We start from the raw sequence: 14,660 nt of genomic DNA, 5'->3' as shown, positions 1-14,660 counted from the left end.
TTTGCTGTAGAAATCGGTGGTTATCACCGGACTGGTCAAGAGGGAAAGACTATGAATATGCTTACATTCGATAAAACAGAAATCCAAAAACAATCAAAGCCATTTATCGCTGAAGCTGTCTTTGCCGTGGAGACAATCAATGCTAATCAGCAAACTGAAAAGCAAGTGAAAGCAAAGCAGCTGCTTGATCGACTATTCCCACTAGAGAATGGCTCACATCAAGACGTAACCAGCTACGTAGTCGATTACCGCCATATTATGGCTTACTTTAAAGACGGTCAGCACAGCGGTCTGAAGCACCCTAAGCAGTTTGTAGCGTACATGGGTGAGAAGAACGACCCAGACTCTATCTTGTTTCGAGATGGCAGTGGCAGCCACCTAGAGGTGATGTTTGGTTGCCACAAAGGGACAGGTTGTATTGAGCTAGTAGAAATTGATGATATTCAGTTGGAATCATGCACCACGTTTGGCCAATCACCAATGGAAGCAACAACCACAATGCGTGAAGAGACCATTGCAGCGATGCGCCACTGGATCAGTTTGATTCAAGGTGACGCAAAGGGTAAACCAAAGGCATGCAGTGAAGATAAAGAGTTCAGAGCAAAGAGTGGTGAAGACTACTGCTTGAATTATTGCTTCCAGATCTAACGGTGAATCCTAGTTAGCTAAAGTAATTTATACAACTAAAGAAAAAAAAGCCCCGAAGATAATGAACTTTGGGGCTTTCTAGTCTCAATACGAGCCGACTAATATGTCGATAAGAGCATTGTTGGTGTGTTTTACAAAGGCATGACTCGGTTACGGCCAAGTGATTTCGCTTCATAAAGTAGCTTATCAGCACGTTCAATCAGCGATTGAGCTGATTCGCCGGGTTCAAGTTCAGCGACACCAAACGATGCAGTGATACTGCCGACTTGTTGACCACTGCGGCGATCTTTAATCGACAGCTTTTCTAGAGAGCGACGATTGGTATCAGCGAGTTGACGAGCAATACGCAAAGACTTGTTAGGCACAATCAGCGCGAACTCTTCACCACCAAATCGATAGGCAGAAATACCTTCACGGCAACTTAACTTCAGCTTGCGAGCGATCGCTTTAAGCACCATATCGCCAAACAAGTGGCCATAGGTGTCGTTGAAATTTTTAAAGTGGTCGATATCGAGAAGAATCAGACACAAAGATTGTTGTGCTTCACACAGGGTTTCTATGTCACGGTCGAAAGAGCGACGGTTATAGAGTGTGGTTGTACTATCGAAAAGCGCATCTTTCTGAACTTCTACTAACTGGGTTTTTAGCTTGGTGATCTCTGAGGTTGCAGAGTTTAGCTGAGAGTTTAAAAACTGAGTAGAGTGACGAATATGACGGGATTCAGACACCAGCTGTCGAACTAAGGACATGACTTCATCAATAGATAGGCTTTCATTATCAACACGAGCCAAGTCCTCGAAGCTTTTATCGATCATGTCAGAAAAAGCGGAGGTGTCGGTCAGGGTGTCATTCATTGAATTGGAAACTTCAGAAACTAACAGTTCCAAATTAGCGCGAAGGTCATTGATATTGGTTTCGGATTTGCTGGCAACATAATTGTTGTATAGCTGCTCACCAACGGCAGGAGGACAAATACCGTAGTGTTCTAAAACACCATCCATGTCTTGAGTCAGCTGGGGAATAGCGTTATCGACATAGGTGTACCAAAGTGCGTAATTTGCAGGTGTCGTTGACACCCTGTTCTTCATCATAAGAGGCACCGCTTTTTTTAGATTTGCGGTGGATTTCTGAAATTCGTCTTTGTTCATTATTTTTACTGCAGATACCAAAACAACTAAGCCACTTGCGAACAAGGTTAGCGGATTTCGAAGGTCTTTGCTTTAAAAATTATATAATTAGTGGATGAGGATTGGATAAATAACTCATTTTTATTATGAATATCGATTGCGTATTCATAAGTACAATCTAATGGATTGTTCTTTAACCATATTTGGGCTTATCAAACTTTCGGCGTAGCGTGAGTTAGTATCAAAAGATTACTGAGAATTAAGTGTTGTCTAGGGAAGTGCATACAAAAAGTGACGTAAATTGATCGTTGAGCTTTAATTGAGAAAGTCTAGGTTGAGGACGCTTGGCTGGTGATTTGCATTTGTTCAGAGTTTACGGGGGAAAGCCTGTATCGAGAGGGGAAATGTTTATAAGCAGGCATAAAAAAGCGCCGATAAAAATCAGCGCTTTAAAATTCTTTTTAGCTATAAGAGCTAATTATTGAGCAACAACGTTTGCTGCTTGTAGGCCTTTTTGACCATTTTCAACTTCGAAAGAAACCTTTTGGCCTTCTTTCAGAGTTTTGAAGCCTTCAGAAACGATTGCACGGAAGTGTACGAATACGTCAGCGCCGCCGTTGTCTTGAGAAATGAAACCGAAACCTTTCTCTTCGTTAAACCATTTTACAGTGCCAGTATTTGTGTTAGACATAATTTGTCCCTTATTCATAAATTTTCTAAGTTGTTGATTGCATTTAATGCAATGCGCTGATAATTGAATTATTTAATATTGCTAAGAAATAAGGAAAAACTACTTACAAAAACGGGTAACGATTTTACATGTCAATTTTTTACTATTCATCTAACTTAAATAACTCCGGCTAACAGAGCGAGAGCATGTTAACACAGTCTTTTGAGATGTACACGCATTGCTTAAGAAATTTGTGCTTTTTTTGTCATACCGTGCGAATGTACAAGATTTACACTGATTTAGTGATAGTTTTGTCGCTTCGTCCAACACAACAAAAGGAAGCATCTCAGCTTCCTTTTGATCATTAGTATAGACGATATTAACGCTTAAAGTTGATATCTTCAGTTTGATCTAAATTTATTTTTGTTTTCGCTGGTTGAGTCTCTGCAATCACCTTACCGTGTCGTATTGAGTACTGCACTGGTACTTGGCGGCGCACTGCATCAAAGCCATTGTCAGCAGGAAGAATCAGTAAGCTACCTGGCTTACCTTCTTCGATGCCGAAGTTGTCTTGTATGTTCAATGTGCGAGCAGAGTTCTTGCTGATCAAATCAAGTGAGTTGTTGATTTGATCGTAGCCCATAACCTGTGTCACATGCAGTCCCATGTGCAGAACTTGAAGCATGTTCGCTGTGCCCAGTGGGTACCATGGGTCAAACACATCATCGTGGCCAAAACAAACGTTGATGTTTGCTGCTAGCATCTCTTTAACGCGCGTTACACCGCGGCGTTTCGGGTAATCGTCGAAACGGCCCTGTAAGTGAATGTTGACTAACGGGTTTGCCACGAAGTTGATACCAGACATCTTCAATAGACGGAATAGGCGAGATGCGTAAGCACCGTTGTAAGAGCCCATTGCAGTCGTGTGGCTAGCGGTTACTTTCTCGCCCATTTCAAACTTATGAGCAAGAGCTGCTAATGTTTCCACAAAGCGAGACTGTTCGTCGTCGATTTCATCACAGTGAACGTCGATCAGACAGTCGTACTTACGTGCAAGCTCGAACACGTAATGCAGAGATTCAACACCGTATTCACGAGTGAATTCGAAGTGAGGGATAGCACCGATAACGTCAGCGCCGATCTTCACTGCTTCTTCAAGCAACTCTTTGCCGTTAGGGTATGAAAGGATGCCTTCTTGAGGGAATGCAACGATCTGGATGTCGACCCACTCTTTCATCTCTTCACGAACTTCAACCATCGCTCTTAACGCAACGAGTGTTGGGTCTGACACATCAACGTGCGTACGAACGTGTTGAACACCGTTAGCTATCTGCCATTTCAGTGTTTGCTTGGCACGAGACTTTACGTCTTCGATTGATAGCAGTTCTTTACGCTCAGCCCAACGCTCAATACCTTCAAACAAAGTGCCAGAGATGTTCCAGTTAGGCTCACCAGCAGTTTGAGTAGTATCTAGGTGGATGTGCGGTTCACAGAAAGGAGTAACTGCAATGCCACCTTCAGCATCAAGGATGTCGCCTTGATGATTGATTTGCGCGTCATTATCGAGAATGCGAGAAAATTGACCATTTTCAATCAGAATCTGTTTCAAGCCCTCTTGGTCTTGAAGTTTCGCGTTCTTGATTAATAAGGTTGTCATAGTGTGTCCTTAAGCGGCCTGAGATTTCAGAGCTTTTTTGTTCAATAGAGGATTAAGCACGAGGTAACTGATTGCACCACCTAACACTGCGTTCAAAGGAACAACGCCAGGTAGGAAGTGACCAGCGGCTACGCCTGTTGCTACCGCGATAATGCCAGCCCAGTTAACGGTTTGGAACTCTGCATTTGCAAAATCTTTGTAACGTTTACGGTTCGCGAAGAAGTCGGCGATGATTACACCACCAATTGGTGGAATCGCCAGCGAAAGGAAGGTTAACCAACCAACGAAGTTGTTGTATAACCAAAGCGCGAAAATCGTACCGATAATGCCGTTAATGATAGACATTGTAGTACTTGAGCGACCAGTGATGTTAGATAAACCCAGACCAGATGCATAAAGTGCATTTTCATTGGTTGTCCAGATATTCAATCCAAGCACGATGATGGCTGGAAGCAGTAGGCCTTGCGCGATCATCACATCTGAAATATCAGCCTGACCTGTTGCTGCTGCGCCTGCTGCGCCGAAGATAAACATCAGCGAGTTCCCGATGAAGAATGCAACCATAGTAATCAATACTGCGCTTGCTGGCTTTTTACCAAAGCGAACGAAATCGGCAGTTAACGTCCCCGCACTTACAAACGAACCTACAAACATCGCTACACCCACACCAAACCAACCGACTTGTGTACCACCAAGTAGCGCAGAAGGAAGCCATGAGCCTTTTGTACCGAAAGAGAAACGAGCTAGTAGGTGAGTAGAGAGGCCAGTAGATGAGCCGATGTAGCCAAGAAAAGAAGTGTAAATACCGAGGATTAGGTTACCGATGAGAACGGCGAGGAAGAAATCGTTGAATGAAAGACCTGTCCCGAGTGAACCACCTGTCCACATACTTGCAGAGAAGAAAGTGAGTCCAAGCATTACCATGGTGAGTGAAGCGACTCCTTTCCTAGCCGATGTAGGAACCGGCCCTAGACTGTAGTTATTATCAGCAGCCATTTTTTACCTCCGCAAATGATCAAAATTAAAATTAACGGTCGCCGTATTGCAGGCAAACTTGCGCATTATGGTGATATAAATCACATAGTCAATGCTAATTTTGTCAATAATTGCCCATAAAAACCAGTTATTGCAGTAATTATCTTGTAAAACATAGGGTTATTTTCTGTCTTTATTTAAAAAAAACAAATAGAAAACGTTTTCTATAATGCGTTGGTTATCTGCTGTTCTTGGTTGGCTATGAATGCTTATTATTATACGTCTGAATGGGTGTCTGTATCGAAAAAGAGGGCGGTTGGCCAAACTGCAGGCAAAAAAATAGCCAATCGCAATAATCGCAATTGGCCTATATATTTTGTGAACAAGAATAGGTTCACTAACAACGTCAGTTGGCTAGGTGACCCTCGGCTTAAGAAGGGTCAATATATACATTGCAGTTAGTGTGCCAACTTTTAAAACCACGTAAAACGGCAGTTTTATAGCAATCTGGTGCGTATTTGAGCGTTTAATTTGCGTTTTTGAAATACCCAATTGCAAAATGCAATTGCGATTTGCAGCTTTAGAGTGTTTATTCGTTTTTCGGGTTTGTGTTCTTTCTGGCGACGAATGGTGAAATAAACAAAAAGCCCGTGCGATCTAAGAGCGCACGGGCTTGGGTATTGTTTCACCAATAGGAAGTATTAGATGGAGTAGAAGAAGTACAGTTGAGACTTCATTCTAATGATGATCCCGCGTATTACGTCTAGGAACGCCATAAAGCTGATCGGCTTCTCACCGCTTACCCACGCTAATCCGACAGAGCCAACAGGAATATCGTAACCCTCTGCCTCATCAATTTTTAAACGAACAAAGTGGTGCTTGTTCTGAAGGTTTTTGCCTGTGGTAACACGAACCTGCTCATCGATACCCAGCAAACTTGCTTGCGCTTCACCAGTGGCTTCTACAATGCCTTCTACGGTTGCAGAGAACACTTTTCCTGGGTATACCGCTGTCGCAAATTCCGCAGGTTGACCGACCTTAATATTACGAATCGCTTGGTGGTTAACTCGCATCAGCACGTACTTCTCTTCGGTATACATCTGGATACGAGGCATCATTGAAACACGCTGACCTTCACGAAGAATAAAGTTCGTTACAAAGCCGTCAGTCGGTGCCGTGACTTTGGTGCTGTTCAAGTCCCATTGTGCTTGTGCCAGTGTTGCCTTTGCTGAATCGACCTCAGTTTGCTTCTTGCTCACATTGGTTTCAGCTTTGTGGATGTTCAACTTCGCATTCTCGGCATCGACTTCTTTCTTGCTAAGCTGAGATTCCAATGTCGTAACGTTATACGTCGCTAAGTCTACCTTTGCTGTTTGTTGGTCGATGTCAGTTTCAGTGATCGTATGCTCTACCACTTTGTTTTGCTTCTGGTAACGATCAAGCGTCTTTGATTGCAGCACCAAGTCTGTTTTAGCCGAATCTATTTGTGCGACTGAAGCTTTGATGTCTTCAAGCGCCGATTGATAGCTGACTTTTGCAATGCTCACTTCTTGACGAGCTGTGTCTAAAGCGACCTCTGCAGACTCAAGTTGAACGCTGGCTTTGTCTCTTGCGATGACATATTTGGTGTCATCAATTTCGTAAATTAGCTGTCCTTCAGTCACATCCTGGTTCGGGTGGATGTGGACTTTGGACGTTTTTCCCGACACATTAGTTGAATCTGGACGCAGCTGAATATGTGGAGATTGAACCACTGAGCCTCCCGATATTATCTTGAAGCTGGCTGATAGAGTGGATATTGAAAGGCTAGGTCCTCTCTCTAACTGGTTTTTCTCGGGGCACGATCTGGCGTCGTCTATACGCCGAGTTAACATCGGGTTGCACTGTTTGCAGTCCGGGGCTTTTCTATATGGCGCTCAAGTCGGTAATTTCATCAAATGGTGCTACGACAATCCTGCTTATACTGAGGTGGGTAAAGTTCATGACTCAATTCGAGTTGCCATCTTTATGATGAAGATATTAAGGCGTTACTTGGGAGACGACTTTACTCCCGCAGCCGTCTCTATCGCAGGTTATCGCGAGAACACTCAACTCTATCAAGAGTATTTTGGGTGCAATATTCAGTGGGGCCAGCCACGAACTGAAATCTGGATACCAAGCCAGTCGAGGTTATCGAGCAATCAAGCCCCTTCTAGCGGCAAGATGAGCTTGGCAATGAACTTTCATGACTTAGATAATTACCTCAACATGCCTGATGCCGCGGATGAGCATAAGGTGACCTATGAGATGATCAATTACAGTCGCCATTTCGGCCTGCCAACACTGCATAAAGTGTCGAGTTTGCTTGGGTTATCTGAACAGCAATTTCAACGTCGATTGCATAACTTAGGCATCAACTTTTCTACCATTATGGGCTATGCGTTAAGTAATGTGGCGGTGGAGTTGTTGATGTATTCAGTGCCAATAGATAAAGTCGCGACGAGGCTCGGCTATACCAATGTCGCGAGCTTTAATCGGATGTTTAAGAAACATCGAGGTTTGACACCCAAGCAATATGTTGAGCGCCTAAAAACTGGCCTGTAACTATTCAGAGCTAACTTATGGTTCGTTTATGGATCAGGCTGGACAAGTAAACCATCCCCCAAGTACTCAAAATGAAAGGGGCGGTGAGTGGTAACAGTGACAGTTCATGAAAACCAAGTGTGATGAGACAGCTTAACAGCATGCCTAATAGGATTAACGGCCAACGGATTCGCGGATAGGGCACAAGTGCTAAAGTGGCAAGAATGGCGTTGTACCCGTAAAGACCTTGGGCTACCAGTTCGTTAGAAGCGCCAATCAACCCGCTAAATACGGTGCTAATTATTACTGCGAGCATAACCCAAATGGCATGCTTGATATTGTTGAGTGCGATGGCGACTAAGATAACGAGCCCCGACAACGCATTTTCGATGAAGCTGACTTGGCTTATCCCTTTTAACAACGGGATCACCACTGTCGGCAGGTTGAACCACGAGTTAGCCTCAATACTGATGAGTGGCATCAGTGCGGAATCAGGTGCAGAAAACGCTGACAGCTCAAAGGTTGATTGGATAATATAAATCAGCCAAGTGGTGAGGATAAAGGCGCTAGTGTAACCGCGATATTTCTCAAAACTGAATACGATGTGGGCAATCGGCACCGTGAGTAATGCACCTAACGCAGTCACTAAAGCCAATAATGGTGTCACACCAAAAAAGTTACCGATAAATAAACCAATCAAAGCGCCATTTAGCGCGTACATTCCACTATCAATGTCGTCAACTGACTTGTTGGTGTTGGTGTTGGTGTTGGTGTACATATAGCCATAGAAAGCTAATGCATAGCTGCAACTGGCGCCAAGTAAGGTAAGAAAAGCCAGCGCCAGTGACTCAATAGAAATGGCAAGCAACAGCAAAGTCGACGTCATGATAGACGGTGTGAAATAGACTTGCCCAATGCCATTGAGCAAGCCTTGAAACGGCAGAATATCCTTGTTCGTTTTCATCGTCTGATTACATTATTGAGTCATGTTAAATTTTTGTAATTCAGATTGTATACAATTTTATCAAGTTCACCATCTTCGAGTGTTAATTCTGATACCAGCGTTCACCATAAGCTTGTTGGTAATCTGGTGTTTCAATGATGCCTTCTTGTTCTGGAACGGTTTCTAACGGCCCAACAACAGTTCTATAGGGTAATACGCCAGCCCAAACTGGAATGTCCATATCGGCTTTATCATCATTCACTCCATGTTTACCAATCTTCACGGAAGCTTCTGTTAAAGGTATCGCCAACAACTCGGTCGCAGTGAGTTCTTTTTCATTACTGAGCCTCACTTCATCGGTTCTGCCCGGTGCGATTTGCTCAATAAAGATATTCAACAAGCGATCCTTTTCTTGATTGTCATCGATGACTGAAAATGACCCCAATACCACAGCAGAACGATAATGCGCACTATGATGAAATGCCGAACGAGCCAGCACCCAACCATCGAACAAGGTGAACGTTAAACAGGTTGGTTCTCCCTTTTTTAGTCCTTTTAGTAGGCGACTGTTTTTAGCTCCATGAATGTAGACTATATCACCCACTCGCCACGCGAGCATCGGGATGACCATTGGTCCTTGTTCGCCCTGCAATGCAATGTGTGCGATTAAGCTCTCATCAATAATTTGGTGCAGTTTCTCTTGTTCAAATACGGCTTTGTGAGCCCCTTTTTTAATCGTGGTTCTTTTCGTGTTAGATAACATAATCGCTCCTTAATCATTGCCTTTTGATTAATGTAGCGATTAACTGGTCTATTAAATAGAGCCACTTTTAAACACTATTTGGATCCAGTTATGCAGCCTATCGATGTCGGTGATCTACAGTTAGACGAACAACACGGCACGCGTCAAACCGCCTTGTTCCACGCGATAAGAGAGAAGATCGTTCAAGATTTATGGAGCAAGGGCAGTAAGTTACCTTCAACACGTAAGTTGGCTGTCGAGTTATCGGTGAGTCGAAATACGGTGATTTATGCGTACGAACAACTGGTTACTGAAGGCTATATCGAGAGTAAGCAAGGCTCAGGGTTTTATGTCTCGGTTGAACAACCAGAACACTTTCTAAGTTTGTCTAAGCCAAACAGTGTTCAGGATCCGAAGGTCAAACAAACAGTCAGTAAACCGAGTACAAACATAGCGACACCTAACGACATTAACCGCAGCTTTGCCCCAGGAGTTCCTGACTTAGATGCGTTCCCTTTTGCGAAATGGCAGAGGTTGCTGCAACGTCACTCTACACGTCAGAACATTGCGGGCAATCAAGAGGTTCAGGGAAGCTCAGCCTTGAGGGGAGCGTTGAGTGGGTATCTTGCAAGCAGTCGTTCCGTTCATTGTAATGCCGACAGAATCATCATCACCGCAGGTGCGCAGCAAGCCATCTCAATCGGATTAATGGCAACGTTAGCGATGGGCGAAAAAATCCTCGTGGAGGAACCCGGTTATCGACAAGTACATAAAATTATCGATCTGTTGAGACTAGAGTTAGAAGGTGTAAGTGTGCGTGAAAAGGTGGGGTTGGATATTGAGAAAGTGTTGGCCAGTAATGCTAAGGCTCTGTATGTCACACCGAGTAACCAATACCCAATGGGCACGACTTTAAATACTGAGCAGCGCCTTAAACTGATCGATTGGGCCAATCAACATCAGTCATGGATCATTGAAGATGACTATGACAGTGAGTTCCAGTTTGCTCATCGCCCTTATACCTGCATGCAAGGGTTGGCGGGAAAGTTGGGGTTCGATGATCGCATCATCTATGTCGGCTCTCTGAGTAAGGTTATGTTCAATGGCCTTCGATTAGGGTACTTAGTGGTACCAGAAAGTCTGGTGGCGAAGTGTCTTGAGATCAAAGACGCGCTTACTGGAGACACGGCGTCCCACACACAGGAAGCTTTGGCGGATTTTGTTCGAGAAGGCGACTTGCTGCGTCATATTAGAAAGATGCGTCGGTCATACAAACTCAAGTATGAAGCCATGATAGAAGCGATTGAAAGCGAGTTTAACGGTGATCTTGAAGTGATCAGTCAGGCAGCAGGGCTACATGTGACCGTGAAGTGGTATCAAGGTATATCTGAGACTGAATGGAGTCATAGAGCTGAGCTTGAAAATATCATCATTCGTCCGTTTGATTTTTATGAATATGGATCAAGTGATGCTCGTGATTGGAGTGGGGTGGTGTTGGGGTTTGGAAATATCCGATTGGCTGACATAAAGCCGAAGATCAAACAGATCGCTCGGCTTTTTTATCAGTAATATTGGTAGGGCTTGTTTACCATTTTCTGATTCATCACGAATCGAGTTACAACTTGTCGATAGAGACGGTGGGTTTACCTTTACCTAGCCACTTCCACCAAGGGAGTGACAATGTCACAAAAACAGTCACAGCATAGAGCATCGACCAACTTAAACAGATAAACACCAAGGTACAGATGACCAATGAAAGCATGGCAGTGTATCTAGATGCGCCTGTTAGTAATCGGCAAGCGGCTAACATTGCGAGCAGATAAACCAGAACAAAAATACCGTTGGCGAGCTTGAGAAAGAACTCAAGGTCCAAGTTAGACAGTTCACCAATCACACACGAGATAAGCACGACAAAGCCAATAGCTATCGTTGGGTAAAGTGGTACGCCGCGGCTGTTCAGTTGAGCCATTCGACTTGTAGGAGTGTGTTGACGAGCCTGAGCCCAGATCATCCGAGACAGGCTTTGTGTGTAAAGGTTTAGGCTAGCAAAGCAAGCAAAGAACCCCAGCACGCTGATGACAGTTTTGAAGCCATTACCAAACAGTTGTTCTGTTACCCAAGGGATGGATGCGGCGTCGAATTCAGGTGAACCGTAAGCACCCAGTTTAAGAATCACCACTGAACAAGCCCAGTACACTAACCCCGCAACAAAACAGCCTGCAATGATGGCGATTGGGAAGTCACGTTGTGGATTCTTGAACTCCTCTCCCATGTGAGCAAAAGCTTCTATTCCGACAAAGCACCAAAACATGACCGCCAACGCAGCGCCGATAGACCACATAGAGTCGGATGAGATGGCAGGAAGAGTCACATCGGTTACCGTGATGTCGGCTTTCCAGACAAAAGCGCTAACCAAGGCAAAAATCGACAATGCGATCACGGTTTGCAGTCGGCCAGAAGATTTACTGCCCATCAAATTGACGGCAATAAGCAGGGCGACGGTAAAGGATTGAGCACCAAGTGGTGTATCGAGAGGTGCGGGTAACAATTGTTGAGCAAAACCACCAGCCAGTGCAATGGCCGCTGGAATACCGACAGGAATAACACTCACAAACAACCACGCCACGCTTGTTTCTAATCGCTCGCTAAACGCCTGGCGCACAAAATAGGCAGTACCACCTGCATTCGGGTAGCGTTTTCCTAATGATGCGAAGGTCAGTGCAATCGGGCAAATAGCGATAAACAGGATTAACCAAGCGAGAAGAGACAACTGTCCTGCAATGCCTGCTGCGATCGCAGGGATCATAAATAATCCAGTGCCTAGCAAGGTCGTCGAGAGTTGTCCGATTCCTGAAATAAGCGTGATTTCTTGTTTGAGTTGTGTCATTCGCTCTCCTAGCTATTTGATTCTGGTCACGGTCTTCCAGTAACTTTCTTCTGGTGTGTGAGAAGTTATGATTGAGAGCATACATTGTTGACATCAATAATACAGCTAGCGAAACGTCGTAAGACACCGTCATTTTAACGGTATTAATCCGATTCAGTGTGAAAGTGTCGGCTGTCAGAATGGCTGTTATAAGTAGGAAAGTTGTGTCAAATTAGGCGTTATAAATAGAACAATAAATGAAAAGAATCAGAAGCATGGATAAATTTGATCGCCAGATTTTGGATATTCTCAAAACCAATGCACGATGCTCAGTGAGCGATATCGCCCGAGATGTCAGCCTCTCGCGCTCAGCGGTGAACGCCAGAATAAAGAAACTGGAAAGCGACAAAGTGATTACGGGCTACTGCGCTCAAGTGGCAGAACCCAACCAAACGAAGAATGTGTGCGCTTATATCTTGTTGAAGTTCGACATGTCGAGTAGTGACCATAGTTGTGAGTCTTACGCGAAACAAATCCAGAGTATTGATGAGGTGCAATGGTGCCACTCTATTAGCGGTGAGACAGATATGATGTTGTACGTGGAAGTGGAAAGCATGGAGAGCTTGAACCGAGTTCGCGATCAGCTGCAAAGTTACCCGGATCTTCGCCACTTAATGACTCATACGGTTTTGACCGAGTTTTTCAACAAACAGAATGCGACGGTGCATTCATGTTAGGCAATATCAACTTAAACCTACTGCGTTCACTGCATGTACTTCTTGAAGAGTGTCATGTGAGCCGTGCCGCCCAACGTTTGCATATCACACAATCCGCGGTGAGCCGTCAGCTCAGCCAGTTACGTGATTTGTGTGGCGACCCTTTGCTGGTCCGTGACGGCAACAAACTGGTGCCGACCAACCGTGCATTGCTACTCAAAGGTAAACTCGACGACCTGCTTGGCGAGTTTGACCACCTGTTAGATGATAAACCCTTCGAGCCGCAAGACTGGCAGGGTGAATTGGTGTTGTCTTCGAGTGATTATGTCGCTCAGTATATTCTTCCTGTGATTGTGGCAGAGGTGTCTGCTGAAGCGCCGAACATTAATCTGGCTTATCGATTGTGGCAGCCAAACTACCTTGAAGCACTGAACGAGTCTGGGATTCATTTGGCTTCCAGTATGTTTCCCACAAAGCCAGAACATGTCTCAAGTATCAAACTTGGTGAAGATAAGTCGGTGTGTTTGATGCGAAAGTCGCACCCGCTGGCTCAACAAGCGGTTTTGAGTGCAGAAGATATTGTTCACTACTCTCACATCAAAGTGACGGGTGGTGGAGATAAAGACAGTTACGCGGACATAGCATTGAAGAAGCAAGGGCTGAAGCGAAGAGTGGCTTTACAGGTTCCGTTCTTTTCATCTGCTGGTACTGTGTTATTGCAAGACGACTATCTGATGATCGTGCCAGAACATATCGCCTATAACCTAGGTCGACACCTCGATACTACCTACTTTTCGTTGCCATTTGATACGGAAATGCATACCTATTGGTTAATGTGGCATCCTAAATATGACAACGACTCTGCCCACAAATGGGCGCGAGAAAAAGCATTCCAAGCCATGCAAAAGTCGAGTTACAATATCAGTATGACTTGAAATCATAGGTGTGATGATAATCTTTGATTTCAAATAATACCTCCTGCGAATTATGGTAAGTGCCAAGTATTGAGTATTAAGCGTAGAGCGTTCAGCTGGAACGCTTTATTTTATTAGGAATGGAATGATGACAGTAACAATTTGGTTTTCTTTATTAGCGATTTGCTTGTTGGGTGCAATGTCTCCGGGTCCAAGCTTGGCGATGATCGCTAAACACAGTTTGGCTGGTGGCCGTATGAACGGGCTTATCGCAGCTTGGTCACACGCTGCTGGTATCGGTATTTATGCGTTCGCAACCATTGTTGGTTTAGCCGTTGTGCTTGAGCAATCCCCAATGTTATTTAAAGGTATTAGCTTAGCGGGGGCTGCTTATCTGCTTTATCTTGGCGTTAATGCGTTACGTTCGAAAGGTGGTGTTGCCGCGAAATTAGAAGCGGGTGAAAAGATGAGTTACATGCAGTCTGCTCGTGAGGCTTTCTTGATCTCTATCTTGAGCCCAAAGATCGCATTGTTCTTCATCGCTCTGTTTAGCCAATTTGTAGCGCTAGGTAATGAACTGACCAATCAAGTGATTATTGTCTCAACGCCGCTGATTGTCGACGGCCTTTGGTACACCTTTATCACCTTGGTACTGTCTAGCCCGTTGATTGTTGAACGTATTCGCTCGAAAGCTCAGTTGATTGATCGACTATCTGGCGTGGTGCTGATCCTGCTTGCTGTTCGCGTGGTGTGGACGATATAGCAGTAAACGATAAGAATAAGTAACTCATTAAAAAAGGCTCACTAGACGTTATCTAGTGAGCCTTTTTGATTTCTCTG

General features: G+C 44.5%; 13 protein-coding genes and 1 pseudogene. 6 read left to right on the top strand and 8 right to left on the bottom strand.

Annotated features, from left to right (window positions below):
- The first annotated feature begins 51 nt into the window (after window positions 1-51).
- A complete protein-coding gene (locus tag ACED41_RS14830; RefSeq protein ID WP_017060610.1) occupies window positions 52-648 on the top strand; it encodes a malate synthase in 597 nt (198 codons plus the stop codon).
- Between the two features lie 131 nt (window positions 649-779).
- On the opposite strand, the gene ACED41_RS14825 is transcribed toward ACED41_RS14830, so the two are convergent.
- The 5 genes from ACED41_RS14825 to ACED41_RS14805 form a co-directional block, all read right to left on the bottom strand.
- Entirely contained in the window at window positions 780-1,796 is a 1,017-nt protein-coding gene (locus tag ACED41_RS14825; protein WP_017060611.1) for a GGDEF domain-containing protein, read from the bottom strand.
- A 457-nt stretch (window positions 1,797-2,253) separates the two neighbouring features.
- Complete coding sequence (locus ACED41_RS14820; RefSeq protein WP_004740083.1) at window positions 2,254-2,466, bottom strand: cold-shock protein; 213 nt, start codon at window positions 2,464-2,466, stop codon at window positions 2,254-2,256.
- Between the two features lie 358 nt (window positions 2,467-2,824).
- The gene (locus ACED41_RS14815; RefSeq protein WP_017064864.1) at window positions 2,825-4,102 is read right to left on the bottom strand and encodes a cytosine deaminase; all 1,278 of its coding nucleotides are present in this window, start codon (window positions 4,100-4,102) and stop codon (window positions 2,825-2,827) included.
- A gap of 9 nt (window positions 4,103-4,111) precedes the next feature.
- On the bottom strand, window positions 4,112-5,098 hold the full coding sequence (gene codB / locus ACED41_RS14810) for a cytosine permease (protein ID WP_371725201.1): 987 nt from the start codon (window positions 5,096-5,098) through the stop codon (window positions 4,112-4,114).
- A 680-nt stretch (window positions 5,099-5,778) separates the two neighbouring features.
- The gene (locus ACED41_RS14805) at window positions 5,779-6,831 is read right to left on the bottom strand and encodes an HlyD family secretion protein (protein ID WP_017064862.1); all 1,053 of its coding nucleotides are present in this window, start codon (window positions 6,829-6,831) and stop codon (window positions 5,779-5,781) included.
- Here ACED41_RS14805 and ACED41_RS14800 point away from each other — a divergent pair.
- Window positions 6,830-7,660: pseudogene (locus ACED41_RS14800) on the top strand (helix-turn-helix domain-containing protein); the annotation flags it as partial. The gene ACED41_RS14805 and the pseudogene ACED41_RS14800 overlap by 2 nt on opposite strands.
- Window positions 7,661-7,670: 10 nt before the next feature.
- Here the strand turns inward: ACED41_RS14800 and ACED41_RS14795 are convergent.
- On the bottom strand, window positions 7,671-8,603 hold the full coding sequence (locus ACED41_RS14795; RefSeq protein ID WP_017064860.1) for an urea transporter: 933 nt from the start codon (window positions 8,601-8,603) through the stop codon (window positions 7,671-7,673).
- Window positions 8,604-8,685: 82 nt separating this feature from the next.
- Window positions 8,686-9,345, bottom strand: a complete 660-nt coding sequence (locus ACED41_RS14790; protein WP_017061784.1) for a pyridoxamine 5'-phosphate oxidase family protein — start codon at window positions 9,343-9,345, stop codon at window positions 8,686-8,688.
- Between the two features lie 90 nt (window positions 9,346-9,435).
- Between ACED41_RS14790 and ACED41_RS14785 the strand changes: the two genes are divergently transcribed.
- Window positions 9,436-10,893 (top strand): PLP-dependent aminotransferase family protein, encoded by a 1,458-nt coding sequence (locus ACED41_RS14785; protein WP_371725200.1) that lies wholly within the window; start codon window positions 9,436-9,438, stop codon window positions 10,891-10,893.
- Window positions 10,894-10,939: 46 nt separating this feature from the next.
- On the opposite strand, the gene yjeH is transcribed toward ACED41_RS14785, so the two are convergent.
- Complete coding sequence (yjeH, locus tag ACED41_RS14780) at window positions 10,940-12,211, bottom strand: L-methionine/branched-chain amino acid transporter (protein WP_371725199.1); 1,272 nt, start codon at window positions 12,209-12,211, stop codon at window positions 10,940-10,942.
- 254 nt (window positions 12,212-12,465) lie between these two features.
- Here yjeH and ACED41_RS14775 point away from each other — a divergent pair, with 254 nt between their 5' ends.
- The 3 genes from ACED41_RS14775 to ACED41_RS14765 all read left to right on the top strand — a co-directional run bounded on the left by ACED41_RS14775 (window position 12,466) and on the right by ACED41_RS14765 (window position 14,583).
- The gene (locus ACED41_RS14775) at window positions 12,466-12,927 is read left to right on the top strand and encodes an Lrp/AsnC family transcriptional regulator (protein WP_017061781.1); all 462 of its coding nucleotides are present in this window, start codon (window positions 12,466-12,468) and stop codon (window positions 12,925-12,927) included.
- Window positions 12,921-13,841, top strand: a complete 921-nt coding sequence (locus ACED41_RS14770) for a LysR family transcriptional regulator (protein ID WP_017061780.1) — start codon at window positions 12,921-12,923, stop codon at window positions 13,839-13,841. Before ACED41_RS14775 ends, ACED41_RS14770 begins: the two co-directional genes overlap by 7 nt.
- Before the next feature lie 127 nt (window positions 13,842-13,968).
- Window positions 13,969-14,583 carry a LysE family translocator gene (locus tag ACED41_RS14765; RefSeq protein WP_017061779.1) on the top strand — a complete coding sequence of 205 codons (615 nt, stop codon included), beginning with the start codon at window positions 13,969-13,971 and terminating at the stop codon, window positions 14,581-14,583.
- The last annotated feature ends 77 nt before the right edge of the window (window positions 14,584-14,660 follow it).

Source organism: Vibrio sp. 1F255 (assembly GCF_041439145.1).
In the GTDB taxonomy this organism is placed as follows: Bacteria; Pseudomonadota; Gammaproteobacteria; order Enterobacterales; family Vibrionaceae; genus Vibrio; species Vibrio crassostreae_C.
The sequence above is the reverse complement of the archived record's forward strand: the minus strand, read 5'-3'. Positions and strand labels throughout refer to the sequence as shown.

What these genes read in the sequence shown, in the direction of transcription:
- ACED41_RS14830 (WP_017060610.1), top strand. Translation starts at nt 52, where the DNA reads ATGAATATGCTTACATTCGATAAAACAGAAATCCAAAAACAATCAAAG.
- ACED41_RS14825 (WP_017060611.1), bottom strand. Translation starts at nt 1,796, where the DNA reads ATGAACAAAGACGAATTTCAGAAATCCACCGCAAATCTAAAAAAAGCG.
- ACED41_RS14820 (WP_004740083.1), bottom strand. Translation starts at nt 2,466, where the DNA reads ATGTCTAACACAAATACTGGCACTGTAAAATGGTTTAACGAAGAGAAA.
- ACED41_RS14815 (WP_017064864.1), bottom strand. Translation starts at nt 4,102, where the DNA reads ATGACAACCTTATTAATCAAGAACGCGAAACTTCAAGACCAAGAGGGC.
- codB (WP_371725201.1), bottom strand. Translation starts at nt 5,098, where the DNA reads ATGGCTGCTGATAATAACTACAGTCTAGGGCCGGTTCCTACATCGGCT.
- ACED41_RS14795 (WP_017064860.1), bottom strand. Translation starts at nt 8,603, where the DNA reads ATGAAAACGAACAAGGATATTCTGCCGTTTCAAGGCTTGCTCAATGGC.
- ACED41_RS14790 (WP_017061784.1), bottom strand. Translation starts at nt 9,345, where the DNA reads ATGTTATCTAACACGAAAAGAACCACGATTAAAAAAGGGGCTCACAAA.
- ACED41_RS14785 (WP_371725200.1), top strand. Translation starts at nt 9,436, where the DNA reads ATGCAGCCTATCGATGTCGGTGATCTACAGTTAGACGAACAACACGGC.
- yjeH (WP_371725199.1), bottom strand. Translation starts at nt 12,211, where the DNA reads ATGACACAACTCAAACAAGAAATCACGCTTATTTCAGGAATCGGACAA.
- ACED41_RS14775 (WP_017061781.1), top strand. Translation starts at nt 12,466, where the DNA reads ATGGATAAATTTGATCGCCAGATTTTGGATATTCTCAAAACCAATGCA.
- ACED41_RS14770 (WP_017061780.1), top strand. Translation starts at nt 12,921, where the DNA reads ATGTTAGGCAATATCAACTTAAACCTACTGCGTTCACTGCATGTACTT.
- ACED41_RS14765 (WP_017061779.1), top strand. Translation starts at nt 13,969, where the DNA reads ATGACAGTAACAATTTGGTTTTCTTTATTAGCGATTTGCTTGTTGGGT.